Here is a 25,558-nt window from a genome sequence, read left to right as displayed (position 1 = left end):
GTCAGCGGCGGTTGCGCAGCAGGTCGGGGAACGCACGGAAGATCGCGAGCGCGACGGCGGCGGCGGCGAGGTTCTTGATGACGTCGCCGGCCCAGAAGACGACGTCGATCGCGAGCGCCTCACGGAACGTGATCCCGAGCCGGAGCATGAGGCCTGCCATGCCCGCGGCGTGGATGGTCAGGAAGCTCGCGGCCAGTCCCGAGATGAACAGTGCGGCGTACCGCCACGCCGAGCGCAGCGCAGGCCGCCCTTCGGGGACGTAGCGGTCGACGGCGCGCATCGTCATGGTGGCGAAGAACCCGGCGAGCGCGGCGCCGAGCGGGAAGGCGAGCAGGTAGCCGGCGGACGCCTTGCCGAGGACGGCGACGCCCCCGGTGTGCTCGGCGAAGATCGGCAGGCCGACGAGCCCCAGGGCCAGGTAGAGCAGGACCGCGAGCGCACCCCGCCACCACCCCAGCACGAGACCCGTCAGGATGACACCGAAGGTCTGCAGCGTGATCGGGACGCTGGACCCCGTCTGGATCTCGCCGATGATGGCGCACACGGCGATGAATGCCGCGAACGTCGCGATGAGGGCGACGTCGGTGGCGACGGAGGACCGTTCCACGGGTGCGGCCAGGGCGGTGTCTTCGGTGAGTGCGGGTAGAGCATTGTCAGGTGCGCTGGACATGGCTACCCCTCGATCGTCGTCGTGGTGAGCGGGTGATCCCGCGGATCGGAGGCTGTGTCCTGCGACTCAGCGACCGCCAGCAACGCTAGCCGCACGTAGACTTGCTGGCGTTTGTGCCGGCGACCAAGAGCCGCACGGCGAAATCGGAGGAAACCGTCAAGTGATCACCGCCCAGGCTGTCGAGCTGCGCATCGGCGCACGCACGCTGCTCGAGGAGTCGTCGTTCCGCATCGCGGCCGGCGACCGGATCGGTCTGGTCGGTCGTAACGGCGCCGGCAAGACGACTCTCACCAAGACCCTCGCGGGCGAGACGCAGCCGACGGGCGGCCAGATCGTCCGCTCGGGCGACGTCGGGTACCTGCCGCAGGACCCGCGCACCGGTGACCTCGAGCAGCTCGCCATGGACCGGGTCCTGGGCGCTCGCGGTCTCGACGAGATCGTCCGGTCCCTGCGCGCCACCGAGACCGCGATGGCCAGCGAGGACGACGCGGTGCGCGACAAGGCGATGGACAGGTACTCCCGCCTGGACGCCCGCTTCAACGCCGCTGGTGGCTACGCGGCCGAGAGCGAGGCGCACCGGATCGCGTCGAACCTCGGCCTCGACGAGCGGGTGCTGGGCCAGACGATCGGCACGCTCTCCGGCGGGCAGCGCCGCCGGGTTGAGCTCGCGCGCATCCTGTTCTCCGGCGTCGAGACGCTCCTGCTCGACGAGCCGACCAACCACCTCGACGCGGACTCGATCATGTGGCTGCGCGACTACCTGAAGTCGTACACCGGCGGGCTGATCGTCATCTCGCACGACGCCGACCTGCTGCGCGCCGTCGTGAACAAGGTGTTCCACCTGGACGCCAACCGCTCGCAGCTCGACCAGTACGCCCTCGGCTGGGACGCCTACCTGCAGCAGCGCGAGACGGACGAGAAGCGCCGACGCCGCGAGCGGGCCAACGCCGAGAAGAAGGCCTCCACGCTCATGGCGCAGGCCGACAAGATGCGTGCCAAGGCCACCAAGACCGTCGCGGCGCAGAACATGGCGCGCCGTGCCGAGCGCCTGCTGTCGGGCCTCGAGGACGTCCGCGCGTCCGACAAGGTGGCGCGCCTGCGGTTCCCGGAACCTGCCGCGTGCGGCAAGACGCCTCTCACGGCGGCCGACCTGTCCAAGACGTACGGCTCGCAGGAAGTCTTCACGGGCGTCGACCTGGCGATCGACCGGGGGAGCAAGGTCGTCGTGCTCGGCCTCAACGGCGCGGGCAAGACGACGCTGCTGCGCATCCTGGGCGGCGTCGAGGCGTCGGACACGGGCGAGGTCAGGCCCGGGCACGGGCTGAAGCTCGGCTATTACGCGCAGGAGCACGAGACGCTCGACCTGGACCGGACGGTCGTCGAGAACCTGAAGTCGTCCGCGCCGGACCTCACCGAGACCCAGGTGCGCTCCGTGCTCGGCTCGTTCCTGTTCTCCGGCGACGACGCGAACAAGCCGGCGCGCGTCCTGTCGGGCGGAGAGAAGACGCGCCTCGCGCTCGCGGCCCTCGTCGTGTCGTCGGCCAACGTCCTGCTCCTCGACGAGCCGACGAACAACCTCGACCCCGCGTCCCGCGAGGAGATCCTGGCGGCGCTGCGCGGGTACACCGGTGCGGTCGTCCTGGTCTCGCACGACGAGGGTGCCGTCGCCGCGCTCGACCCCGAGCGTGTCCTGCTGCTGCCGGACGGTGACGAGGACCTGTGGAGCCCGGCCTACCTGGACCTCATCGCGCTCGCCTGACCCTTCAGGCACGACGAACGGCCGGTACCCCTGTGGGGGCACCGGCCGTTCGGCCGTTCAGTTCCTCGTGATGGTGAAGTTCGGGCAGGTGTTGACGATGTCGTGCGAGTTGTTGGTCAGCACCAGGTTGGTGAACGTCACCGCGCCGATCGCCGGGCCCTGCCCAGGCTCCGGTGCGGCGTTGCACCACACGGCGTTACCCGTGCGGCCGGTCAGCGGGAACGTCGCCGTCGCGTCCACGTTGCTGCCGTCCGGCCGGGGCTCGTTGGCCCGGTCGACCGTGACGTTGGTCAGCACCGTGTCGGCGATCGGGTTGGTGGCGCTGCTCCCCACGTACTTCGTCTGGAACATGACCCCGTCGTAGGTGGGGTCGATGATGTCGACGTTGCTCACCCGGATGCCGGTGAACGCGCCGTCGCCGGAGTTGAGCCAGAGCGCCGGGAACACCTGCTGGCCCCAGAAGTGGCCACCCGACCGGACGATCGAGATGTTGTCGAACGTCGTCGTCCCGCTGAAGCCGACGAACGGGATCCCGAAGTTGATCGACGAGATCGTCACGCCCGGGTAGGTGAGCATGTCTGCCGCGTACAGGTTGCGGAACGTGTTCGCCGTACCGCCGTAGATCGCGAACCCTGCGGCACGCCACGTGAGGGTCGCGGTGAGGTTCTCGTACAGGTTGTTCGAGACCGTCCCGGCGTGCACGTCCTGGGCGTTGAACAGCGCGAAGCTGTCGTCACCCGTGGCGTGCGCCGCGATGTTCCGCAGCACGTTGCCCGAGCTGTCGTTCGCCAGCGTGATGCCGTCGGCGAACGTGTCGTCGATCCGGTTGTTGGTGAACGTCGAGCTGTCCACGTTCTGGCCCCAGACCATCACGACCGTGTGGGCGACCCACACGTTGTCGATCGTGATGCTGCTGACGTTGGTCAGCCCGAACACCTGACCGGAGCCGTCCGTGCGGCTGGTGGTGTTGCCGAAGACCGCGAAGTTCCGGAACTGCGAACCCGTGGCACCGGCTCCGTTGGGTGTGAAGCCGACGTCGGTGTTCTCCTGGCCCTGAGGCGCGTAGAGCCGCGTGAACCACGGCCCGGCGCCGACGACCTGGAGCGGCTTCTGGCCGATCTGGAACTTCTGCGACACCTGGTAGTCGCCCGCCGGCAGGTAGATGCCGGTGGCCGTGGCGCTCTGGTTGGCCGTGTTGAGGGCCGCCTGGATCGCCGACTGGTCGAGGCCGTCGACCGTCACGAGGTGCGTGGGGTCGGGGTTCGCGATCGGCGTCGCCAGCTCGAGCTGGACGAAGTCGACCGTGATGTCGGCACCGGTGGTGTTCCGGACCGAGAGCGTGGAGCCCGCCGGGACGGTGCTGGTCAGGACCACGTTCGCCTCGTCGTAGATGTGCCGCGGGCCGGTGCCGGAGTTCTGCGGAGAGGACTCGGACCCGTACAGCCACGCGTACTTCGACACGAGGTTGACGGTTCCGACCTGTGTCGAGCCGTTGAACACCCCGAGGGTCGTCGTGGTGCCGTCGGGGATGGAGTAACGGACGTCGATCGTGTTGGTCGCCGCCCGGGTGGTCCAGGAGACCGACTTGCCCGTGGCGTTCAGCCGGACCGCCTTGCGGCCGGACGCCTCACCGGCGAGATCACCGATCGTGCGGTTGGGTCCGACCGTGGTCGCCCCGCCCGCGAGCGTGCCGTCCTCCGCCTCGTACGAGTCGTACGGCATCGAGGCGCCGCGTCCGGCCGACAGGGCCTGGACCGCAGTGTTGTTCGTCTGCTTGACCGAGAGTTCGGCGCTGTCCGCGGCGACCGTCGTCGTCACCGTGTACTTGCCGTTCACCGCGGTCCAGGTGCCCGCCGTGATGTTGACGCTCGCTCCGGCCGCCAGCACGCCGGACGGAACAGTCGGGGTCAGCGTCTTCACGACCGCTCCCGTCTGGTCCTTGATCGTCACCGTCACGCCGTGCGCCGCCGAGCTCGACGGCTGGTTGCCCTGGTTCCTGACCGTCGTGGTGAACGTGACGGTCTGCCCGCCCGAGGGCGAGCCCGGCGACCAGCCGGTGGTCGCGACGAGGTCGGCGCTCTGCACGGCGGCCACGGTGAGAGCCGGGCCACCTGCGCTGTTGTTCGCCTCGCTCTGCTCGACGATGGCGTTGGTCTCGTCGACGACCGCCGACGTCGCGTAGGTGCCGGCCGTCTGCGGTCCGGCGTTGAACGAGACCGTCGCCGAGGCTCCGGCGGCGAGGGAGGCGACGTTCGCCGTGCCCACCTTCGTCGTGCCCAGGTAGAAGCTCACCGTGCTGGCCGCGGCGGAGGCCGTTCCGATGTTGGTGACCTTGGCGCTGAGCGTGACCGAGTCGGTCTCGATCGGGCTCGCGGGGGAGGACGTCACGTTGCTGACCGTGAGGTCCGGGTTCGGCGCGGGGACGCCCAGCACCTGGAGCTCGGCGACCTGACCGCCGGACGCGCCCGAGTTGCCCGTGAAGGACAGGCGGACGTCGGCCGCCGTGGTGCTCACCGGGATGGTGACGACGTTGCTGCCCTGCGTGAAGGTGTACGTCGCCGACGGTTTGATGGTCGTCCAGGTGCCGCCCGCCTGGTCCCGGCCCTCGATCGAGAACGTCTGGGTGCGCGTGCCCCAGGCCGGGTCGGGGTTGAGCTTGACGACGACGGACGACACGGCGACGTTCGCCCGCATGGCCACGTTGAGCCAGGCCGGGACCGCACCCTCCCAGTAGGTCGTGAGCGACCCGTCGTTGGCGTTGGCCGCGACGAACGTGAAGGTGTCGGACGACGAGGTCATCGTCTTGCCGACGGCCTGGTCGGTCGCCGTGCTGGTGCCGCCCGTCCCGGACAGCGGCACGGTGAGCGCGCTGTTCGTCGCGGTGCTGGAGAACGTCAGGCTGCCCGTGCGGCTGCCCGCCGCGGTGGGCGTGAAGGTGACGGTCGCCGTGCACGTGCTGCCGGCGCCGAGCGTCGTGCCGCAGGTGGTGGTCCGGCTGAAGTCGCCGCCGGCCGTCACCCCGGTGATCGTCGCCGAGGCGGCGCCGGTGTTGGTGAAGGTGATGCTCTGGGGCCCGCTCGACGAGCCCACGGCGGTGGCGCCGTACACGAGGCTCGTCGGGTTGGCCGTGATCGTCGCGGTCGAGGCGGCGTTGCCCGTGCCCGACAGGGGCACGGCCAACGTCGGGTTGGTGGCGTTGCTCGCGACCGTCACGGTGCCCGGGCGGGTGCCGGTCGCGGTCGGTCGGAACGTCACGGTGACGGTGCACGAGGCACCGGCGGCCAGCGAGGCGCCGCAGGTGGTCGTGTCCGTGTAGTCGCCGCTGACCGACACCCCGGAGACAGAGGCTGCGGCCGACCCGGTGTTGGTGATGGTCACGTTCTGGGTGGCCGCCGACGACCCGACCGTGGTGCCCGCGAACGTGAGGCTCGTCGGGTTGGCGGTCAGCGTGGCCGAGGACGGCGCGGCGCCCGTCCCGGTGAGGGCGACCGTCAGGGACGGGTTGCTGGCGTTGCTCGCGACCGTGAGCGTCCCGGTGCGCGTCCCGGTAGCGGTCGGCCGGAACGTCACGCTCGCGGTGCACGTCGCACCGGCGGCCAGGGTGGCGCCGCAGGTGGTCGTGTCCGCGAAGTCGCCGCCGATCGTGACGCCCGAGACGTTGGCCGAGGCGCCGCCCGTGTTGCTGATCGTCACCGTCTGTGCGGCACTCGTGGCGCCGACCGTCGTGCTGCCGAAGGACAGGCTCGCGGGGGAGGCGGCCAGCGTGGCCGTCCCCGTGCTCCCGGGCCCGTAGACCTCCACCTCGGAGAGCTGACCGGCCGGCCAGCTCGAGTTGGCGGTGACGTTGGCCCGCACGTACCGCGCGTTGGCCGTCGGGAAGCTCAGGTTCACCGTGTTGGTGCTCGCCGGCAGGAACTGCGCGACGGCGGACGGCGAGAGCGTCGTCCAGGTGGTGCCGTTCGCGCTTCCCTGGATCGAGAGCGTCTGGTCCCGGGCTCCCCACGTGGCCGGCAGCTTCAGCGTGACCTTGTTGATCGACTGTGCCGACCCGAGGTCCACCTGCACCCACTGCGGGAACGCGTTGTTGGCGCTCTCCCAGTAGCTGCTCGCGTTGCCGTCGGTGACGTTGCCCGACGGGTAGACGTCGGCGTGCGACGACTCGCTCGTGGCCTTGTTCAGGGCGAGGTTCCCGGTGGCCTGACCCGCGCCCGTGCCGGTGAGGGCGACGGTCGTCGGGCTGTTCGTGGCGTTGCTGGTGACCGTCACCGACCCCGTCCGGGCGCCGGTCGCGGTCGGCTGGAACGTGATGGCGACGGTGCAGGTGGCACCGGCGGAGATCGACGAGCCGCAGGTGCTCGTCTGCGAGAAGTCACCGGTCGACGTGACACCCGAGACCGCGGCGGCCGCGCCGCCCGTGTTCGTGATCGTCACGTTCTGCACGGCGCTCGGCGAGCCGACCGTCGTCGATCCGAACGTCAGCGAGGACGGGCTGGCCGACAGCGACGCGGTCGCCGCCGACGTGCCCGTGCCGCTCAGTGCGACGGCGGTCGGGCTGTTCGACGCGTTGCTGGTGATGGTCAGGGTGCCCGTGCGGCTGCCGGTGGCGGTCGGAGTGAACTTCACCGAGACCGCGCACGACGCACCGACGGCCAGGGAGGCGCCGCAGGTGTTCGTCTGGGAGAAGTCGCCGCCGAGCACGATGCCTTGCAGCGTCGCCGCGGCCGTGCCCGTGTTGGTGACGGTGACCGCCTGGGCCGCGCTCGTGGAGCTCACCGTCTGACCGGCGAAGGTGAGCGACCCGGGGGCGGCGCTGAGCACTGCCGTCGGGGTGACGTTCCCGCTCGGGAACACCTGGAGCTCCGAGACCTGGCCGGCCGGCCAGCCCGAGTTCGCCGTGATGTTCACGCGGACGTACCGCGCGGTGGCGGGCGGGACGGTGATCGCGGCGGTGCTGGGCGTGGCGTCTGCCGGGTTGAAGGTGTACGTCCCGGACGCGACGGTGCCGAACGTCGTGCCATCGGTGCTGGTCTGCACCGAGAGCGTCTGGGTGCGGGTCGCCCACGCCGGGGCCGGCGGAAGCTTGAGGGTGACCTTGCCGATGCTGGTGGCGGCGCCGAGGTCCACTTGGAGCCACTGCGGGAAGGCGCCGTTCGCGCTCTCCCAGTAGGTGCTGGCGTCGCCGTCGACCGCGTTGGCCGCGGCCTGTGCGCTGTTGGTCACCGAGCTCGCGGAGGCGGTCTTGCCCTGCGCGATGTTGGTCGTGGAGTCGATCGCCGCACCGGACAGCGCGACGGCGGTCGGGCTGTTGTTCGCGTTGCTCGTCACGGTCAACGTCCCCGTGCGGGTGCCGGACGCGGTCGGCTTGAACGCCACCGTGACCGTGCAGGAGCCCCCGACGGCCACCGACGCGCAGGTGTTCGTCTGCGTGTAGTCGCCGGTCACGGCCACCGCCGAGACGTTCGCCGCGGTGGTGCCGGTGTTGGCGACGGTCACCGTCTGGGCCGCGCTCGTCGCGCCGACGACCGTGCTGCCGAAGGACAGTGAACCCGGGCTGGCCCCGAGGATCGGCCCCGGTGCGACGCCGGTGCCGGAGAGCGCGACGACGTTGGCCGACCCGTTCGCGGTCACCGACAGGGCGCCGGTGCGGTTGCCCGCGGCGGTCGGGGCGAACTTCACCGAGACCGTGCAGGAAGCGCCGGCGGCGAGCGAGGTGCCGCAGGTGCTCGTCTGGCTGAAGTCACCGGTGACGGCGATGGCGCCGACGGTGGCGGACGTCGTGCCGGTGTTGGTCACCGTGACGGCCTGAGCCGGGCCCGTGGCGCCGGTGGCCACCGACCCGAACGACACCGCAGCCGGGCTCACGCTGACGCCGGAGACGTTGTCCGGCAGGTACGGCGGGAGCGTCGGCGTCGGCCACGGACCGCAGTACGGCGTGCCGAAGATTCCGGAGTTGCCGCCACCGTCGGTCAGCGCGAACTGGTTGCTGCAGCTGTAGATCGACGACGGGCCCTGTGTGCCGGTCGCGGTGCTGTTGGTGATCGTCGCGGCGCCCGCCACCTGCTCCTGCACGACGAACGTGCCGGTGTTCTGGATGGTCGCGTTGTTGATCTTGACGTTGCTGATGTTGGAGCCCGAGACGAACTGGATCGCCTCGTGGGGGCTCTGCTGGATCAGCAGGTTGTCGACGTTGGTCAGGCCCGACATCGTCCCGTCGCGCGCGTCGAACCACAGCGCTCCGACGCCGAACTGCCAGTTCGGGTCGACGTTGCCCGACCGGATGATCGTGTTGCGCAGGACGTCGGTGCGTCCGAGCGTCGTTGACGCGAACCGCTGCCCGACGTGGATGCCGCCGCCCTGGGACAGTCCCGCGTCGATGACCCGGTTGTCAGAGACGACGTTGTCGTGCCCGCCGTAGATGGCGATGCCGTTCGCCAGGATCGGGTACTGGACCGTGTTGTGGTCGAACGAGTCGTTCACGTCGGCGTTCTGCTCCGCCCACGTCGCCAGACCGTCGTCGCCCGCGTTGCGCACGTCGCTGTTGGTGACCCGCGAGTTGGTCACGCCGTTGTGGAAGTTGACGCCGTCCGCGTTGAAGTTGCGCAGCCGCAGCCCGCTCATGACGAGGTTGTCGAACGGCCCGTCCATCCACGCGCCGACCTTGGTGTGCTCGATCCACACCCGGTCGACCGTCGAGTTCGTCATGGCGCCGCCGATGCCGTTGACCTGGTCGGCGTCGTTGCGCTCCTGCACGTTGCCGAAGATCGAGAAGTCGGCGAGGTGCACGTTCGCGCTCGGGTTCGGCGCGTAGGTGCCGTAGAACCCGATCCGGTCGCCGGTGGTCCTGGAGTGCCACATGCCGGCGCCCTTGATCGTGACGTTGTTCACGATGATGTGGTCGACGATCTTGAACGTCCCGGCGGGGATCCAGACCGTCCCTCCTGCGCCGGCTGAGTTGATGGCCTGCTTCATGGCGTTGGTGGAGTCGGCGGCGCCGGTGGGGTCCGCGCCGAAGCTCGCGATCGAGACCGACCCGGCGGGTTGCGTCAAGGGCGCTGCCACGTTCTCGAAGTCGGCGAAGTCGATCGTGTACGACGATGCGGAGGAGTCGGCGTCGACCTGTAGCCGGAACGTCGTGCCCGCCGGGTAGGTCTGCCCGAACAGCCGGTTAACCTCGTCGTAGAAGTGGTGGTGGTTGGTGCTCGGCGAGTTGGAGAACGGGTAGCTCGAGTAGAAGTGGCTGTACGCGTTGGTCAGCGTGAAGCTCGTCTGCTTGGCGCCGTTGACGTACAGCGAGATCGGGGCGTTGTAGGCAGCGCCGTTCGAGGAGTCCGGGATGCTGTATCGGAACACCATCGAGTTCGTCGCCGTCGGTGTCGTGAACTCGACGTACTTGCCCTGGCCCGTCAAGGTGACGGCCTTGCGGTAGGAGGCCTCACCGGGCAGCGTGTTGTACTCCGCCGACGGGCCGATGATCGTGCCGTTCGTGCTGGCGCTCTCTGCCTGTACCTCGGTGTACGGCAGGGTCGCGCCGACGCCACCGGTCGCGACCGCGGCGGCCGCCGTCCCGGTCACGGCGACGACGCCGGCGGCGATGACGGTCGCGCTGGCCGCGAGGGCGGCGACGTGGCGACGCCCTCGAAGGGTTCGCATGGCGAACATGGGTGCTCACTCTCGACAAGTGGAACGCGGTCTGGGGCCGCCCGGGGCTCGGCCGTCGTTGGCGCGAGGGTCCGAGTGAGGGCTCGGAAAGGGGCGGAGGCGACGCTGCCTCGCAGACTCCACGCGTCCGTGGAGAGCGCTTGGTCCGTGCTGGTAGTCATCGGCCGTATGACCGATTCGCTAGACCGTAGCGATCCAGACACAGTGATGCAAGAGGACGATATCCGACTGCAAGTTTCGTCATAATCGCTCGAAAATGTGCGACTTCTTGCGTTCGCCGGTGTGGGAGGACGCGCGTAGACAGGCGTCCTCGGGTCGGCGCGGGTCAGTGCGAGGGGTGCTGCTGGGATGCCGCGATCTGCGCGTCGATCAGGGCGTCCTCGGCGTCCTCGTCGCGACCGCCTCGGCGGTGCGGGATGTTCGGGTCCGCGGGCGAGCGCCGCGGCACCGGGCGTCTGCGAGGCGGGCGCGGGTCGTCACGCGTCGGCCAGAGCGCCGGACCGTCCCCCTGCGACGGCGAGGATGCACCGCGTGGTTCGTCGTCCACGAGCCGTGCGTCCTGGGGCTGGCCCTCGTCCTGCGACTCGAGAAGCTCGCGGCGCGCCATGTACACGAAGGCCACCAGGCCCCCGAGGGCGAACAGCCACCACTGGAACGCATAGGACAGGTGGGATCCCGGATCCTTGCTGGGCGCGGGGAGCGGTCCCAGGCTCGCGGCGGCAGCGGGCGACTCCGCCGTCAACCCGCCGTACGCCTCGAACGTCGGCGCACCTGCCAGGTCCGCCGCGTCGAGCACCTGGTCGACGGCGATGGCCTGGACCTGGCCGGCCGGTGCCGAACGGCCCGACGCGCGCTCGCCCTGGCGCAGCTTGACCGTGACCGTGATCGTCCCGGCCGGCGGCGGGGGAGGGTCCACCGCGGCCGCCGACGTCTCACCCGTGGCGACCCAGCCGCGGTCGACCACCAGCACCGAACCCTGCAGGGTCGGCTCGGCCGCCGTACCGGCAGAGGCGTCCTCGACCACGAACGGGACGAGCACGTGGTAGGCCGCCGTCCCACCGGCGGGGCGATTGCGCAGCAGGACGGTCGCATCCGGCTCGTAGTGCCCGACCGCCTCGACCCGGCGCCAGACGTCGTCCGGGGACAGGGGCGCGCCGGTCGTCGGCAGGATCTCGTCGAGCGGCACCGGCTCGGCCTGCTCGTTGGCCTTGACGACCGCGATGGCGTTGTCCCGCCAGACGTGCCGGTTCCACTGCCAGCGACCGAGGAACGAGCACGCGACCGCGAGCACCAGGGCGACCACGACCAGGCCCGTCGCGCGTCGGACCGCCGGGCTCATGACGCGTCGACCTGCTCGAGGGTCGACGCCGGCACCACGTCCCGCAGGAAGTCGCGGACACCCAGGAACTGCGACAGAGGCTCCCGGTGGTCGTCGCAGGCCAGCCAGACCTTGCGACGCTCCGGGGTGTGCAGCTTCGGGTTGTTCCACAACAGACCCCACGTAGCGGTCGCGCGGCAGCCGCGGGCGCTGCAGATCAGCTCGTCGACGGCATCGGGGACCGGACCGAGCACGCTCACGCGTCCGACTCCGGACCTCGACCCGGGGCCGGTGCAGGGCCCAGGCCGCCGAGGTCGCCGTGGCCGGCGCCGATCTCCCGCGGGTCGAGAAAGTCGACGTCGCCGACGTTGCGCTCGCGGCCCGCGTTGGCGAACAGCACTGCCACGTACGGCAGGACGACCGCAGCGATGATGAGGAAGAGTGACACCCACATCGGGATGTGGTTCCAGGTGAGCACCGCGAGCAGGAAGGCGACGACCCGGATGGTCATCTGGATCAGGTACCGGCTCTGGCGCCGCGACATGTCGGCGGCGAGCGGCTCCGGGGCGTCGGTGATCCTGTGCACCTCGCCCACGGGCGCGTCATGCCGGCGGTTGCTGCTCACCACCTGATGGTAGTCCGGACCACGTACGGTGCCCCGCCGGGGCGGTGCGCGCTCCTGAGCCGTTCTCAGGTTCGGCCGACGAACGGTCCTTGTGCAGGTCCCACAACAGCACCCCGCGAACCTGTGCGCGGGCGGTGCCGTGACGTGGGGCGGACGTCGGATAACGTCGTGTCCCGTGCCTGAGACTTCCGACAACACGACCACTGCCCGCAGCGTCCTGGTGACGGGCGCCAACCGCGGGATCGGCCGCGCGATAGCCGAGCGGTTCGTGGCCAACGGCGACAAGGTCGCCACGATCTACCGCTCGGGCGACCTGCCCGCCGGTGTGCTCGGCGTCGTCGGCGACGTGCGGGACACGGCCAGCGTCGACGCGGCGTTCGCCGAGATCGAGGCCGCCCACGGGCCGGTCGAGGTCCTCGTCGCCAATGCCGGTGTCACCCGCGACCAGCTCCTGATGCGGATGACCGACGAGGAGTTCGCGGACGTGCTCGACGTCAACCTGACGGGTTCGTTCCGGTGCGCGCGCCGCGCCAGCAAGGGCATGATCCGGCTGCGTCGCGGACGCATCATCTTCATCTCCTCGGTCGTCGGTCTGTACGGCTCGGCGGGCCAGGTCAACTACGCGGCCTCCAAGTCCGCCCTGGTGGGCATGGCGCGCTCGATCACGCGCGAGCTCGGCGGACGTGCGATCACGGCGAACGTCGTCGCCCCGGGATTCATCGACACGGACATGACGCGCGCTCTGCCCGAGGACCGGCAGAAGGCCTACCGGGAGTCGATCCCGCTGGGCAGGTTCGCAGACCCGGACGAGGTCGCCGGCGTCGTGGAGTTCCTCGCCTCGGACGCCGCGGCGTACATCTCCGGCGCAGTCATCCCTGTCGACGGCGGCCTCGGAATGGGCCACTGACCTCCTCTTTCTTCGTTGTGAACTAGAGAACGGAACGCACTCATGGGTCTGCTCGACGGCAAGACACTCCTGGTCACCGGCGTCCTCACGGACGGCTCGATCGCCTTCCACGTGGCGCGCCTCGCACAGGAGGAGGGTGCGGAGGTGCTGCTGACGTCGTTCGGCCGCCAGTTCCGCCTGACGCAGGCGATCGCCCGCCGCCTGCCGAAGCCCGCACCCGTGCTCCAGCTGGACGTCACGTCGGCGGAGGACCTCGCGGCGCTCGAGGAGCGGGTGCGCGAGCACGCCGACCACCTCGACGGTGCCGTGCACTCCATCGGGTTCGCACCGCAGTCCGTCATGGGCGGCAACTTCCTCGCAGGGGAGTGGGACGACGTCGCGACCGCGCTGCAGGTCAGTGCCTACTCGCTCAAGTCGCTCGCGGTTGCTGCCCAGCCGCTGCTGACGAAGGGCTCCGCCGTCGTCGGCCTCACGTTCGACGCGCGCTACGCCTGGCCCGTCTACGACTGGATGGGCGTGGCCAAGGCCGCGTTCGAGTCGACCGCGCGCTACCTCGCCCGCGACCTGGGACCGGAGGGGATCCGGGTCAACCTCGTCTCGGCCGGCCCCGTGCGCACCACGGCCGCCAAGTCCATCCCGGGTTTCAACACCATGGAGGAGGGCTGGTCGGACCGCGCCCCCCTCGGGTGGGACGTCAACGACCCGGAGCCGACCGCGCGCGCCGTGGCGGCCCTGCTCTCGGACTGGTTCCCGGCGACCACCGGCGAGATCGTGCACGTCGACGGCGGCGTCCACGCGATGGGTCTGTGAACGTCGACGCGTGCGCGGACGCAGTCGTTGATGGGACGCTGAGCCGGTGACGTCGGAGCCCGGACCTCGGAGCCTGATCCTGCTCCGCCATGCCAAGGCCGAGCACCCGGAGAGGGTGACCGACATCCAGCGGCCTCTCTCGCTCGTCGGGCGTCGCCAGGCGGGCCAGGTCGGTGCCGCGTTGGCCGCCGACGGCATGGTGCCCGACCTCGTGCTGTGCTCGGCGAGCGTCCGCACCCGTCAGACGTGGGAGCTCGCGAGGGCGACGCTCGGTTCGACGCCGGACGTCAGGTTCGAGGAGGGCATCTACTACGCGGGAGCCCGGGAGCTGCTGGAGATCGTCCGCGAGGTGTCCGACGACGTGCGCACGCTGCTCGTCGTCGGGCACGAGCCCACGGTGTCGCACCTCGCTGCGGCGCTCGCGGGTCCCGAGTCGGACCCCGCGACAGTTGCTCGTGTCCGGGCGGGCGTGCCGACCGCCAGCTGGTCGCTGCTCACCGTCGGGACGCCCTGGCGTGAGCTGGACTCGGGCGGCGCCACCCTCCGAGGGCTCACGCTCGCGGAGTAGCGACGAGCCGGGCCCGTCGTGGCAGGGCTGGCGTCAGGCGGTGAAGACGGGGAGCGACAGCACGGCGTCCAGGCGGTCGCGGACCACCGCGTCGGCCGCCTCGCACAGCAGCGGCTTCGCGTTGTAGGCGATCCCGAAGCCTGCCGTCGTCACCATGTCGATGTCGTTCGCGCCGTCGCCGATCGCGATCGTGCGGCTGACCGGCAGGCCGACCGTGGCGGCGTAGGCACGCAGCGTGACGGCCTTGGCGGCGCGGTCCACGACCTCTCCGTCGACCCGGCCCGTCAGGCGCCCGTCGAGCACCTCGAGCTTGTTGGCGTGCGTCAAGGTGATGCCGAGCCGAGCGGCCAGCGGGCCGACGATCTCGATGAACCCGCCGGACACCAGACCGACCGGCCAGTCACGTTCCGCCATCTCCGCGATCAGCTCGACCGCGCCGGGGGAGAGCTGCACCTCGTCGAGGACGTCGCCGAACACCGAGACGGGCAGGCCCGCCAGCGTCGCGACACGCTCGTGGAGAGATGCCGCGAAGTCGAGCTCGCCGCGCATGGCTCGCTCGGTGATCTCGGTGACCAGCGCCTCGGAGCCCGCACGAGCGGCCAGCATCTCGACCACCTCGCCCGTGATCAGCGTGGAGTCCACGTCCATCACGAGGAGTCGGCGGCCGGCGGTGAGGTCGAGGGAGTCCACGAGACGCGAGGGTAGTGCGTGCGGACGCGTGACCGTCGATCAGTCCCGCTCGATGACGGCGCCCTTCGGGACGACGGTGATGCCGGACTCCGTGACCGTGAACCCGCGGGCCAGGTCGTGCTCGTGGTCGAGGCCGATCCGCGCGCGCTCGGGGATCACGACGTTCTTGTCGATGATCGCGCGATGGATCTGCGCGTAGCGCCCGACCTCGACGTCGTCCATGAGCACCGAGTCGGTCACCTGCGCCCACGAGCGCGCACGGATCCCGGGCGAGAGGATCGAGCCGCTGATCGTGGCGCCCGAGATGACCGCACCCGGTGACACGATCGAGTCGACCGCGTGCCCGAGGCGGCCGGGCCCCGCGTGCACGAACTTCGCCGGAGCGAGCGAGGTGTAGCCGTTGTAGAGCGGCCAGGCGTTGTTGTAGAGGTTGAACACCGGCTCGATCGAGATGAGGTCGATGTTGGCCTCGTAGAACGCGTCGATGGTCCCGACGTCGCGCCAGTAGTCGCGGTCACGCGGCGTCGAGCCGGGCACGTCGTTGCGCAGGAAGTCGTACACGCCGGCCGTGCCACGTTCGACGAACCACGGGGCGATGTCGCCGCCCATGTCGTGCCGCGAGTTCACGTCCTCCGCGTCGGCGGTGACCGCCGCGACGAGGGCGTCGGCATTGGCGACGTAGTTGCCCATCGACGCGAGGATCTCGCCGGGGGAGTCCGCGAGCCCGACCGGGTCGGTCGGCTTCTCGCGGAACCGCCCGATGCGGGTCGGGTCGTTCGGGTCGACCTCGATGACGCCGAACTGGTCGGCCTCCTCGATCGGCTGCCGGATGGCGGCGACCGTGAACTCGGCGCCGGACGCGATGTGCGCGTCGACCATCTGGGAGAAGTCCATCCGGTACACGTGGTCGGCGCCGACGACCACGACGATGTCCGGCCGCTCGTCGTCGATGATGTTGAGGCACTGGTAGATGGCGTCCGCGCTGCCCAGGTACCAGTGCTTGCCGACGCGCTGCTGCGCAGGGACCGCGGCCACGTAGTTGCCCAGCAGCGAGCTCATCCGCCACGTCTTGGACACGTGCCTGTCCAGGCTGTGGGACTTGTACTGGGTCAGCACGATGACGTGCAGGTACCGCGAGTTGATGACGTTCGACAGTGCGAAGTCGATCAGTCGGTACAGGCCTCCGAAGGGGACCGCCGGCTTGGCTCGGTGGGCAGTCAGGGGCATGAGGCGTTTGCCTTCCCCACCTGCGAGGACGATAGCGAGGACGCGCGGCGGTGCCATGTCACGACCCTAGGCCCCTACTGCGGTCACAGCGAGGGCAGGAGGCGCTCACGCGCTAGCGTGTCGCGAGAAGTCCGGTCGTCGGACCGGTGGGAGGGGATGGTTCGCATGCGTGTTGATCTGCTGACCCGGGAGTACCCCCCGAACGTCTACGGCGGCGCCGGCGTGCACGTCGTCGGGCTGACCCGGGTGCTCGCCCGCACGATCGACGTGCGGGTGCACTGCTTCGACGGCCCTCGAGACGAGGTCGGAGTCTCCGGCTACTCGGTCCCGACGGACCTCGCAACGGCGAACGCGGCGCTGCAGACCTTCGGGGTCGACCTGGAGATGGCAGACGCGGTCGGCCGGGTCGGTGCCGACGGGGTCGCGTCCGACCTCGTGCACTCGCACACCTGGTACGCGAATCTCGGCGGGCACCTGGCCGGCCTGCTGCACGGCATCCCGCACGTGGTCACGGCCCACAGCCTCGAGCCGTTGCGACCGTGGAAGGCCGAACAGCTCGGGGGTGGCTACGCGCTGTCCGGCTGGGCGGAGAAGACGGCGTACGAGGGGGCCGCAGCGGTGATCGCCGTGAGCGGCGGCATGCGCGAGGACATCCTGCGTTCCTACCCGACGGTCGACCCGGACAGGGTCAAGGTGGTCCACAACGGGATCGACCTCGACCAGTGGCGGCGACCGACCACGGACGAGGCCGTCGCCCGCGCGGACGCCACGGTTCGCGCCCTGGGTATCGACCCGTCCCGGCCGACCGTGGTGTTCGTGGGCCGGATCACCCGCCAGAAGGGCCTGCCCTACTTCCTGCGCGCGGTCGAGCTGCTGCCCCCGGACGTGCAGGTGGTGCTCTGCGCCGGAGCCCCCGACACCCCGGAGATCCTCGCCGAGGTCACCGGGCTGGTCGAGGAGCTGCGCACCCGCCGCACGGGCATCGTGTGGATCGAGCAGATGCTCCCGCGAGAGGACGTCGTCGCGATCCTGTCGCACGGGACCGTGTTCGCGTGCCCCTCGGTGTACGAGCCGCTCGGCATCGTGAACCTCGAGGCCATGGCGGTCGGGCTCCCGGTCGTCGGCACCGCGACCGGCGGGATCCCGGAGGTCATCGACGACGGGGTCACGGGGCGACTGGTCCCCATCGACCAGCTGCAGGACGGCACCGGGACGCCGGTGGACCCTGCCGCCTTCGTCGCGGACCTCGGTGCGGCGCTCGCCGACGCGGTCAGCGACACGTCGCGCACGGCGCAGTGGGGCCTCGCCTCGAGGCGGCGCGTCGAGGACCACTTCTCCTGGGAGGCCGTCGCAGAGCGCACGCTCGCGGTGTACCGCGGGGCGCTGGCCTGAGCCTCAGACGGTCAGCGTCGTCGCCGCGGCGCTCATCGCGCGACGCGCGAGCCGGTCGACGTCCCGCAACGCGGTCGAGCGCTGGTCGGCCTGCCAGAGGTTGACCGCGGCGCCGTCGTCCTGGGAGGCGAGCGTGACGATCGCGCGCAGGCGCGCGGCGCTCGTCAGCACGCGCACGGCCCGTCCGTCGAGACCGTCCGGCAGGCGCCAGGTGGGGAGCCCGATGTCGCGCAGGGCCACGATCGACTCGGCGGCGTCCGGCCGCCAGCGCGCCACGTCGAGCCGCTGCAGCGCCTCGGTCACCTGGATGAGTCCCTGCTGGAGGTCGCGTTCGGCCTCGGCGAGCGTGCCGGTGCGGGCGTGGACCGCATGCCGCCAGTCGGACACCTCGGTGACCTCCCAGGTCACCAGGTGCCCCGGCTCGAGGTCGGACCCGAACCGCTCCACCACCGGCACCGCGACCAGGCACGTGTGACGGGTCCGCACGAGGACCGCCTCGCCCGCCTCGGTGGCGGCAGCACTGACGACGGCGGGTGTCGCGCCCAGGTCGCCCGGCGCGGGCAGGACGGTCGCCGTCTCGCGGGGGCCGGGCTCGAGCGCGTCCAGCAGGGAGGACAGCGGCTCGGTGGTGACGTCGTCGCGGATCGCCTCGTTCGAGCCGGGCTCGTACCGCACCGCGTGCGGCTCGTCGTCGGACTGGACCGCGCTCAGCAGGGGTCCACGACCAGCACCGTCACCACCCAGCCACAGGGCCAGCAGCACGGAGCGGGGGAGCTCCAGAGCAACGTCCACCCGACAACGGTAGGGGGTGCGGGCCCAGGTGACGTCACCCACGACCGCGCGGCCGGTCGTGGCGCCACGGGACCGCGAGTGCCGGTTAGGGTCGTCCCCATGACCGACGTGCTCGACCTGCAGGCCGTGACCATCCGCCGCGGGACGACGACGATCCTGGACGACGTGTCGTGGACGGTCCGTGACGGCGAGCGCTGGGTGGTCCTCGGCCGCAACGGTGCGGGCAAGACGACCCTGCTCCAGATCGCTTCCGGCCGCATGCACCCGACGAGCGGCACCGCCGACCTGCTGGGCTCGCGCCTGGGTCATGTGGACGTGTTCGAGCTGCGGCCCCGCATCGGGCTGTCCAGTGCTGCGCTCGCGGACCGGATCCCGGCCGGTGAGACGGTTCGCGACGTCGTGCTGACCGCGGCGTACGGCGTGACGGGCCGCTGGCGGGAGGACTACGAGTCCCTCGACGAGTCGCGGGCCGCGGACCTGCTGAGCGCGTTCGGTGTGGCGCACCTGAGCGACCGGTACTTCGGCACGCTCAGCGAGGGTGAGCGCAAGCGCGTCCAGATCGCCCGCTCGCTGATGACGGACCCCGAGCTGCTCCTCCTCGACGAGCCTGCCGCAGGTCTGGACCTCGGCGGCCGCGAGGAGCTCGTCGGCGCGCTGGCCGAGCTGGCTGCGGACCACAGGTCGCCCGTGCTCGTGCTCGTCACGCACCATGTCGAGGAGATCCCGCCCGGTTTCACGCACCTGCTGCTCCTGCGCCAGGGCAAGGTCTTCGCGGCCGGCCCGGTCGACGAGGTGCTCACCGCCGAGACCTTGTCGGGTGCCTTCGACGTCGAGCTCGCGGTGGACAAGATCGACGGCCGGTGGTCGGCCCGCGCCATCAGCCCTCGCTGAGGTCGGCGCGGACCTAGTATCAGGACGACGGGTCCGACGTCGGAACCGCCAGATGCAGGGGAGTGAGCCCGATGGGTTGGCTGTGGTGGGTAGGTCTCGCAGTGGTCTTCGGCATCCTCGAGGTGCTGTCGCTCGACCTCGTGCTGATCATGTTCGCCGGGGGATGCCTCGCGGGCGCCGCGGCGTGGGCGCTCGGTGCGCCCGTCGGGGTGCAGATCGCCGTCGCCGCACTGACCTCGGTCCTTCTGCTCGCCACGCTGCGTCCGTTCCTGCTCAAGCACCTGCGTGAGCGGACCCCGCTCGTCGAGACCAACTCCGCGGCGCTCGTCGGCCAGGAGGCCGTCGTCGTCTCGACCGTCACGGTCGAGGGTGGCCGCGTGAAGCTCAACGGCGAGGTCTGGAGCGCGCGCGTGGACGCCGTGCAGGCCATCCCGCCGGGCACGGAGGTGCGCGTGTCGCGCATCGACGGCGCCACCGCGGTGGTCGCACCCGTCGCCGGGCTCTGACGCCCGCACCACCCTGTACGACCCACGTTCGACCCAGCGGGCCGCGTGCCCGCGTGACCTCCGGAGGCTTCATGGACGACCTTGGATCAGGAACGATCGCCGCCTACATCGTCGGCGGTCTGATCCTGCTGTTCGTCATCATCGCGCTCGTACGCGCGGTGCGGATCGTGCCGCAGGCGACTGCGGTGGTCGTCGAGCGGCTCGGCCGGTACTCGCGGACGCTCGACGCCGGCCTGCACCTGCTCATCCCGTTCGTCGACCGGGTGCGCGCGGGCGTCGACCTGCGCGAGCAGGTCGTGTCGTTCCCGCCGCAGCCTGTGATCACCTCGGACAACCTCGTGGTGAGCATCGACACCGTCATCTACTTCCAGGTGACCGAGCCGAAGTCCGCGGTCTACGAGATCGCCAACTACATCCAGGGCATCGAGCAGCTCACGGTCACCACCCTGCGCAACGTCGTCGGGTCCATGGACCTCGAGCAGACGCTGACCAGCCGCGACCAGATCAACGGCCAGCTGCGCGGTGTGCTGGACGAGGCGACCGGCAAGTGGGGCGTGCGCGTCAACCGGGTCGAGCTCAAGTCGATCGACCCGCCGGACTCCATCAAGGGGTCGATGGAGCAGCAGATGCGTGCCGAGCGTGACCGGCGCGCCACGATCCTCACGGCCGAGGGCATCAAGCAGTCCGCGATCCTCACCGCTGAGGGCGAGAAGCAGGCAGCGATCCTGCGGGCCGAGGGCAACGCGCAGGCGGCGATCCTGAACGCCGAGGGTGAGGCTCGCGCGATCCTGCAGGTGTTCGACGCCGTGCACCGTGGGGACGCGGACCCGAAGCTGCTGGCCTACCAGTACCTGCAGACGCTGCCGAAGATCGCCGCCTACCCGTCGAACAAGATGTGGTTCCTGCCCTCGGAGCTCACGAGCGCGCTGGGCACGTTCGCGAAGGGCTTCGGTGGTCCGTTGGCCGACGAGGGTGAGGCTCGTCCGGCGGGTACGTCTCCGTTGGGCGACGACCTTCCACCGACCACCTTGCGGGATCCGGCCGAGGCGCTCGCGGAGGCTCGTCGTGAGTCGGCGGCCGCCACGGCGGACGCGACGAGCTCGGGCACGCTCAGCGGGGTGCCGTTCGACCCGGCTGTGGAGCTCGGGCAGAGGCCTGGCAGGGGAGCAGTGCCGCCGCGGACGTCGGAACCTCCGAGCGACGCCGTCTGATCCGGCGAGGGGGCCGTGCCGCGCCGGCTCGGCCCCCTTGTTCGCTCTACATCTGTTCGCTCATAGTGAACAGATGGTGGAGTGAGTGCTCACTCAGTTAATGTCGCCGGCATGGAGACTGCTGCTCCGGCCAAGGGTCGGGCCGCCCCGCTGCCACCGGACGAACGGCGCGCGGCGATCCTGCTCGCCATCCAGCCCGTCCTGCTCGAGCGAGGGGCGGGTGTCACCACGCGCGAGCTGGCGGAGGCCGCCGGCGTGGCGGAAGGGACGCTCTTCCGGGTGTTCACCGACAAGGTCACGCTGATCCGCGCCGCGATCTGGACGGCGATCGACCCGGCCGACGCGGTACCGGAGATCGACGCCGTCGACCGCACGCTTCCGCTGCGGGACCGGCTCATCGCGGTCATGCGGCTGGGCTTCGCACGCATGGACGTGATGATGCGGTGGATGACCTTGCTGCACGAGGTCACTCGCAACCAGCCGGCGCCGGAGGACAACGAAAAGCGGATGCAGGAGTGGGGCCGGCAGCAGGACGCTGGGAGCGCGGCGGTGCGCGCTGCCGTGGAGCGGGTCATCGGACCCGACGCCTCGTCCCTCCGGATGCCGGTCGACCAGGCCGTAGCGCTGTTCACCACCGTCCTGATGGGGGCCACGATGCAGGCCGTCGACGCCAGGCGCCGGAACCTCGCGATCCCGCCGCCGGACGCCGAACAGCTCGTCGACCTCGTCCTGCACGGTGTCGTGCTCATCCCACCTCCAGCCCAGACCGGAAGTCCCGAGAGGAGCGCCTGATGCTGATCAAGCTGCTCAAGGTGCACCTGAAGCCGTACCAGGGTGCCGTGATCGCTGTCGTCCTGCTCCAGCTCGTGCAGACGATGGCCACGCTGTACCTGCCGAGCCTCAACGCCCGGATCATCGACGACGGCGTCGTCCAGGGCGACACCGCAGAGATCCTGCGCCTCGGCGGCGTGATGCTCGCGGTGAGCTTCGTGCAGGTCATCGCCGCGGTCGTCGCGGTGTACTACGGGTCCCGCACCGCCATGGCGTTCGGCCGCGACGTCCGAGAACGGCTCTTCGGTCAGGTCCAGTCGTTCTCGGCGCAGGAGGTGGCCAAGTTCGGTGCGCCGACGCTGATCACGCGAACGACCAACGACGTCCAGCAGGTCCAGATGGTCACCATGATGACGTTCACCATGATGATCATGGCGCCGATCATGCTGGTGGGCGGCGTGATCATGGCCATGCGCGAGGACGTGGTCCTGTCGGGGATCCTGCTGGTCTCCGTGCCGGTCCTGGGCCTGATCATCGGCCTGATCATCTCCCGGATGGTGCCGTACTTCCGGACCATGCAGAAGCGCATCGACGGTATCAACCGGGTGCTGCGCGAGCAGATCGCCGGTGTCCGCGTGGTCCGCGCGTTCGTCCGCGAGCGGCGGGAGTCCGAGCGGTTCGACGGTGCGAACGCCGAGCTCTACGACACGTCCCTGCGGGTGGGCAAGCTCATGGCTCTGATGTTCCCGTCGGTGATGGCGGTCCTCAACCTGACGAGCGTCGCGGTGCTGTGGTTCGGCGCCTACCGCGTCGACGCGGGGGACATGCAGATCGGCCAGCTCACCGCGTTCCTGTCGTACATCGCCTACATCCTCATCGCGGTGATGATGTCCACGATGATGTTCGTGATGGTGCCGCGCGCCGTCGTCTCGTCCGAGCGCATCGGTGAGGTGCTCGAGACCGAGACATCGGTGGTCCCGTCGACGAACCCCGTCCCGCTGCCCGGCACCCGTTCGGGTCGCCTGGAGCTGCGTGGCGTCGAGTTCCGGTACCCGGGTGCCGAGCGCTCGGTCCTGCACGGTGTCGACCTCGTCGCCGAGCCGGGCAGGACCACGGCGATCATCGGCTCGACCGGCTCCGGCAAGACGACCCTCGTCAACCTGATCCCGCGGTTGTTCGACGTGACGGGTGGCGCGGTTCTCCTCGACGGCGTCGACGTGCGCGAGCTCGACCCTGACGAGCTGTGGACGCAGATCGGCCTCGTGCCGCAGAAGCCCTACCTGTTCGCCGGGACGGTCCGGTCGAACCTCGAGTACGGCAAGCCGGGCGCGTCCGACGACGAGCTGTGGCACGCGCTCGAGGTCGCCCAGGCGCGCCCGTTCGTCGAAGCCCTCGCCGAAGGGCTCGACGCGCCGATCTCCCAGGGCGGCACCAACGTGTCCGGCGGTCAGCGACAACGCCTCGCCATAGCCCGGGCGCTCGTCCGCAAACCGTCGGTGTACCTCTTCGACGACTCGTTCTCGGCGCTCGACTACGCGACGGACGCGGCTCTGCGGGCGGCGCTGGTCCCGGAGACCCGCGAGGCCACCGTGCTGGTCGTCGCACAGCGCGTCGCCACCATCCGGCACGCGGACTCGATCGTGGTCATGGAGGACGGTCTCGTGGTCGGCGTGGGCACCCACGCCGAGCTCCTCGAGTCGTCGGAGACCTACCGGGAGATCGTCTACTCGCAGGTCAGCGTGGAGGAGGCAGCATGAGCACCGACGAGCGTCAGGCCCCGCCGCAGCGGATCCCTCCCCAGCGCCGCGGCCCCGGCGGCGGCGGTCCGATGATGAACATGGGCATGCCGGGCGAGAAGTCGATGAACTTCCGCGGCTCCGCCGCCCGGTTCCTGCGCGAGATGCGCGGTGAACGGTGGCCGCTGGTCGCGATCCTCGCGATGGGTACGGCATCGGTGGTCCTCGCGGTCACCGGGCCCAAGCTCCTCGGCAACGCGACGAACGTGATCTTCGACGGAGTCATCGGCAAGAACCTCACCGGGCAGGCCTTCCCGCCCGGGACGACGAACGCCGAGGCCGTCGAGACGCTGCGGACCGCGGGGCAGACGTCCCAGGCCAACATCGTCGAGTCGTCGGGCGCCGTGCCCGGCGTCGGCATCGACTTCACGCAGCTGCGCACCATCCTGCTCGTGGTCCTGGTGATCTACCTGGGCTCGTTCGTGTTCGGGTGGCTGCAGGGCCGCATGACGGCCGTCGTCGTGCAGCGCGTGGTCTACCAGATGCGCCAGCGCGTCGAGGCGAAGCTGTCCCGGCTGCCGCTGAAGTACCACGACGGCCAGCCGCGCGGTGAGCTGCTCAGCCGCGTCACCAACGACATCGACAACGTCGCCCAGACGCTCCAGCAGACCCTGTCGCAGCTGATCACCTCGGTGCTCACCGTCATCGGCGTGCTCGTGATGATGTTCCTCATCTCGCCGCTGCTCGCCGTCATCGCGCTCATCACCGTGCCGCTGTCCATGTGGATCGCGGCGATGATCGCGAAGCGTTCACGTCCCCAGTTCATGCAGCAGTGGGCGGTCACCGGTCAGCTCAACGCGCACATCGAGGAGATGTTCACCGGACACTCCCTGGTGACGGTCTTCGGCCGGCAGAAGGAGTCGGCGGAGACGTTCGCGGAGCGCAACCAGCGGCTCTATGAGTCGAGCTTCAAGGCCCAGTTCATCTCCGGGATCATCCAGCCGGCGCTCGGCTTCGTCGCCAACCTCAACTACGTGATCGTCGCGGTCGTCGGTGGCCTGCAGGTGGCCTCGGGCGCCCTGTCGCTCGGCAGCGTGCAGGCCTTCATCCAGTACAGCCGCCAGTTCACGCAGCCCATCACGGCGATCGCGTCGATGGCGAACCTGCTCCAGTCGGGTGTCGCGTCGGTGGAGCGGGTGTTCGAGCTGCTCGACGCCGACGAGCAGGAGCCCGACCCCGCTACGCCGATCCAGCCCGACCAGCCCATCCGGGGCCGGGTCGCGTTCGAGAACGTCGCCTTCAGCTACTCGCCCGACAAGCCCCTGATCCGGGACCTGTCCCTCGTGGCGGAGCCGGGCCGGACGGTCGCCATCGTCGGGCCTACCGGTGCGGGAAAGACGACCCTGGTCAACCTGATCATGCGGTTCTACGAGGTCGACGGCGGCCGGATCACCCTCGACGGCGTCGACGTGCGCGACATGACCCGGGACGCGCTGCGCTCGGAGATCGGGATGGTCCTGCAGGACACCTGGCTGTTCGGCGGCACGCTGTCCGAGAACATCGCGTACGGGGTCGAGCACGCCACGCACGAGGAGATCGTCGAGGCGGCCGTGGCCACCCACGTCGACCGGTTCGTGCGCACGCTTCCCGATGGCTACGACACGGTGGTCGACGACGAGGGCGCGAACGTCTCGGCGGGGGAGAAGCAGCTGCTCACGATCGCCCGGGCGTTCCTCGCGGACCCCGCGATCCTCATCCTCGACGAGGCGACGTCCTCGGTGGACACCCGAACCGAGGTGCTCGTGCAGCAGGCCATGAACGCCTTGCGGCACGGCCGGACCTCGTTCGTCATCGCGCACCGGCTGTCCACGATCCGTGACGCGGACGTCATCCTGGTGATGGAGGACGGGGCGATCGTCGAGCAAGGCTCGCACGACGAGCTGCTCGCAGCCGGCGGCGCCTACGCGCGGCTATATGCGAGCCAGTTCGCCGCAGCGGTGGCGCCCGTCGACTGACCCGTACCCTT

General features: G+C 70.3%; 19 protein-coding genes. 11 read left to right on the top strand and 8 right to left on the bottom strand.

Annotated elements, in window-relative coordinates; genetic code table 11:
* Nucleotide 1 precedes the first annotated feature (1 nt).
* Nucleotides 2-670 carry a biotin transporter BioY gene (locus N553_RS0119100; protein WP_028047857.1) on the bottom strand — a complete coding sequence of 223 codons (669 nt, stop codon included), beginning with the start codon at nucleotides 668-670 and terminating at the stop codon, nucleotides 2-4.
* 160 nt (nucleotides 671-830) lie between these two features.
* On the opposite strand from N553_RS0119100, the gene N553_RS0119095 reads away from it, so the two are divergent.
* Nucleotides 831-2,429 (top strand): ABC-F family ATP-binding cassette domain-containing protein, encoded by a 1,599-nt coding sequence (locus N553_RS0119095; RefSeq protein WP_028047856.1) that lies wholly within the window; start codon nucleotides 831-833, stop codon nucleotides 2,427-2,429.
* Nucleotides 2,430-2,486: 57 nt separating this feature from the next.
* On the opposite strand, the gene N553_RS25210 is transcribed toward N553_RS0119095, so the two are convergent.
* From N553_RS25210 to N553_RS24510, 4 genes are all read right to left on the bottom strand, one after another.
* Nucleotides 2,487-10,088, bottom strand: coding sequence for a choice-of-anchor D domain-containing protein (locus N553_RS25210; protein ID WP_051640371.1), 7,602 nt, complete (start codon nucleotides 10,086-10,088; stop codon nucleotides 2,487-2,489).
* A 325-nt stretch (nucleotides 10,089-10,413) separates the two neighbouring features.
* Nucleotides 10,414-11,427, bottom strand: a complete 1,014-nt coding sequence (locus N553_RS23745; RefSeq protein WP_034623461.1) for an SURF1 family protein — start codon at nucleotides 11,425-11,427, stop codon at nucleotides 10,414-10,416.
* Nucleotides 11,424-11,666: a hypothetical protein gene (locus N553_RS0119080; protein ID WP_028047855.1), complete on the bottom strand. Its 243-nt coding sequence runs from the start codon at nucleotides 11,664-11,666 to the stop codon at nucleotides 11,424-11,426. The genes N553_RS23745 and N553_RS0119080 overlap by 4 nt, the downstream gene beginning before the upstream one ends.
* The gene (locus tag N553_RS24510) at nucleotides 11,663-12,031 is read right to left on the bottom strand and encodes a DUF3099 domain-containing protein (RefSeq protein ID WP_156043911.1); all 369 of its coding nucleotides are present in this window, start codon (nucleotides 12,029-12,031) and stop codon (nucleotides 11,663-11,665) included. Before N553_RS24510 ends, N553_RS0119080 begins: the two co-directional genes overlap by 4 nt.
* A gap of 175 nt (nucleotides 12,032-12,206) precedes the next feature.
* On the opposite strand from N553_RS24510, the gene fabG reads away from it, so the two are divergent.
* Genes fabG through N553_RS0119060 form a run of 3 tightly spaced genes read left to right on the top strand, consistent with a single transcriptional unit; the run spans nucleotide 12,207 to nucleotide 14,316 of the window.
* Nucleotides 12,207-12,938, top strand: coding sequence for a 3-oxoacyl-ACP reductase FabG (fabG, locus tag N553_RS0119070; protein WP_028047854.1), 732 nt, complete (start codon nucleotides 12,207-12,209; stop codon nucleotides 12,936-12,938).
* 42 nt (nucleotides 12,939-12,980) lie between these two features.
* A complete protein-coding gene (gene fabI, locus N553_RS0119065) occupies nucleotides 12,981-13,748 on the top strand; it encodes an enoyl-ACP reductase FabI (protein ID WP_028047853.1) in 768 nt (255 codons plus the stop codon).
* Between the two features lie 46 nt (nucleotides 13,749-13,794).
* Complete coding sequence (locus tag N553_RS0119060; RefSeq protein WP_028047852.1) at nucleotides 13,795-14,316, top strand: histidine phosphatase family protein; 522 nt, start codon at nucleotides 13,795-13,797, stop codon at nucleotides 14,314-14,316.
* A gap of 33 nt (nucleotides 14,317-14,349) precedes the next feature.
* Here the strand turns inward: N553_RS0119060 and serB are convergent, their stop codons facing one another.
* Entirely contained in the window at nucleotides 14,350-15,006 is a 657-nt protein-coding gene (serB, locus tag N553_RS23735) for a phosphoserine phosphatase SerB (RefSeq protein WP_034623459.1), read from the bottom strand.
* A gap of 39 nt (nucleotides 15,007-15,045) precedes the next feature.
* Nucleotides 15,046-16,290, bottom strand: a complete 1,245-nt coding sequence (glgC, locus tag N553_RS0119050; protein WP_028047851.1) for a glucose-1-phosphate adenylyltransferase — start codon at nucleotides 16,288-16,290, stop codon at nucleotides 15,046-15,048.
* Between the two features lie 108 nt (nucleotides 16,291-16,398).
* Here glgC and glgA point away from each other — a divergent pair, with 108 nt between their 5' ends.
* Nucleotides 16,399-17,625, top strand: a complete 1,227-nt coding sequence (glgA, locus tag N553_RS0119045) for a glycogen synthase (RefSeq protein WP_028047850.1) — start codon at nucleotides 16,399-16,401, stop codon at nucleotides 17,623-17,625.
* Between the two features lie 3 nt (nucleotides 17,626-17,628).
* On the opposite strand, the gene N553_RS0119040 is transcribed toward glgA, so the two are convergent.
* Nucleotides 17,629-18,417, bottom strand: coding sequence for a hypothetical protein (locus N553_RS0119040; RefSeq protein WP_028047849.1), 789 nt, complete (start codon nucleotides 18,415-18,417; stop codon nucleotides 17,629-17,631).
* A 99-nt stretch (nucleotides 18,418-18,516) separates the two neighbouring features.
* On the opposite strand from N553_RS0119040, the gene N553_RS0119035 reads away from it, so the two are divergent.
* From N553_RS0119035 to N553_RS0119010, 6 genes are all read left to right on the top strand, one after another.
* Nucleotides 18,517-19,308 carry an ABC transporter ATP-binding protein gene (locus N553_RS0119035; RefSeq protein ID WP_028047848.1) on the top strand — a complete coding sequence of 264 codons (792 nt, stop codon included), beginning with the start codon at nucleotides 18,517-18,519 and terminating at the stop codon, nucleotides 19,306-19,308.
* Between the two features lie 71 nt (nucleotides 19,309-19,379).
* Nucleotides 19,380-19,814: an NfeD family protein gene (locus tag N553_RS0119030; protein WP_028047847.1), complete on the top strand. Its 435-nt coding sequence runs from the start codon at nucleotides 19,380-19,382 to the stop codon at nucleotides 19,812-19,814.
* Nucleotides 19,815-19,885: 71 nt separating this feature from the next.
* Nucleotides 19,886-21,025 carry an SPFH domain-containing protein gene (locus N553_RS0119025; RefSeq protein ID WP_028047846.1) on the top strand — a complete coding sequence of 380 codons (1,140 nt, stop codon included), beginning with the start codon at nucleotides 19,886-19,888 and terminating at the stop codon, nucleotides 21,023-21,025.
* Between the two features lie 111 nt (nucleotides 21,026-21,136).
* Nucleotides 21,137-21,817, top strand: a complete 681-nt coding sequence (locus N553_RS23730) for a TetR/AcrR family transcriptional regulator (RefSeq protein WP_051640370.1) — start codon at nucleotides 21,137-21,139, stop codon at nucleotides 21,815-21,817.
* On the top strand, nucleotides 21,817-23,553 hold the full coding sequence (locus N553_RS0119015) for an ABC transporter ATP-binding protein (protein WP_028047845.1): 1,737 nt from the start codon (nucleotides 21,817-21,819) through the stop codon (nucleotides 23,551-23,553). Before N553_RS23730 ends, N553_RS0119015 begins: the two co-directional genes overlap by 1 nt.
* Entirely contained in the window at nucleotides 23,550-25,547 is a 1,998-nt protein-coding gene (locus N553_RS0119010) for an ABC transporter ATP-binding protein (protein ID WP_028047844.1), read from the top strand. The genes N553_RS0119015 and N553_RS0119010 overlap by 4 nt, the downstream gene beginning before the upstream one ends.
* Nucleotides 25,548-25,558: the final 11 nt, after the last annotated feature.

Source organism: Cellulomonas sp. URHE0023, assembly GCF_000688475.1.
Classification (GTDB): domain Bacteria; phylum Actinomycetota; class Actinomycetes; order Actinomycetales; family Cellulomonadaceae; genus Cellulomonas.
Note: the sequence above shows the minus strand (reverse complement) of the source record. Positions and strands in the feature narration are given on the sequence as shown.

What these genes read in the sequence shown, in the direction of transcription:
- N553_RS25210 (WP_051640371.1), bottom strand. Translation starts at nt 10,088, where the DNA reads ATGTTCGCCATGCGAACCCTTCGAGGGCGTCGCCACGTCGCCGCCCTC.
- N553_RS0119025 (WP_028047846.1), top strand. Translation starts at nt 19,886, where the DNA reads ATGGACGACCTTGGATCAGGAACGATCGCCGCCTACATCGTCGGCGGT.
- N553_RS0119035 (WP_028047848.1), top strand. Translation starts at nt 18,517, where the DNA reads ATGACCGACGTGCTCGACCTGCAGGCCGTGACCATCCGCCGCGGGACG.
- glgC (WP_028047851.1), bottom strand. Translation starts at nt 16,290, where the DNA reads ATGGCACCGCCGCGCGTCCTCGCTATCGTCCTCGCAGGTGGGGAAGGC.
- glgA (WP_028047850.1), top strand. Translation starts at nt 16,399, where the DNA reads ATGCGTGTTGATCTGCTGACCCGGGAGTACCCCCCGAACGTCTACGGC.
- N553_RS23745 (WP_034623461.1), bottom strand. Translation starts at nt 11,427, where the DNA reads ATGAGCCCGGCGGTCCGACGCGCGACGGGCCTGGTCGTGGTCGCCCTG.
- N553_RS0119030 (WP_028047847.1), top strand. Translation starts at nt 19,380, where the DNA reads ATGGGTTGGCTGTGGTGGGTAGGTCTCGCAGTGGTCTTCGGCATCCTC.
- N553_RS23730 (WP_051640370.1), top strand. Translation starts at nt 21,137, where the DNA reads ATGGAGACTGCTGCTCCGGCCAAGGGTCGGGCCGCCCCGCTGCCACCG.
- N553_RS0119100 (WP_028047857.1), bottom strand. Translation starts at nt 670, where the DNA reads ATGTCCAGCGCACCTGACAATGCTCTACCCGCACTCACCGAAGACACC.
- fabI (WP_028047853.1), top strand. Translation starts at nt 12,981, where the DNA reads ATGGGTCTGCTCGACGGCAAGACACTCCTGGTCACCGGCGTCCTCACG.
- N553_RS0119010 (WP_028047844.1), top strand. Translation starts at nt 23,550, where the DNA reads ATGAGCACCGACGAGCGTCAGGCCCCGCCGCAGCGGATCCCTCCCCAG.
- N553_RS0119015 (WP_028047845.1), top strand. Translation starts at nt 21,817, where the DNA reads ATGCTGATCAAGCTGCTCAAGGTGCACCTGAAGCCGTACCAGGGTGCC.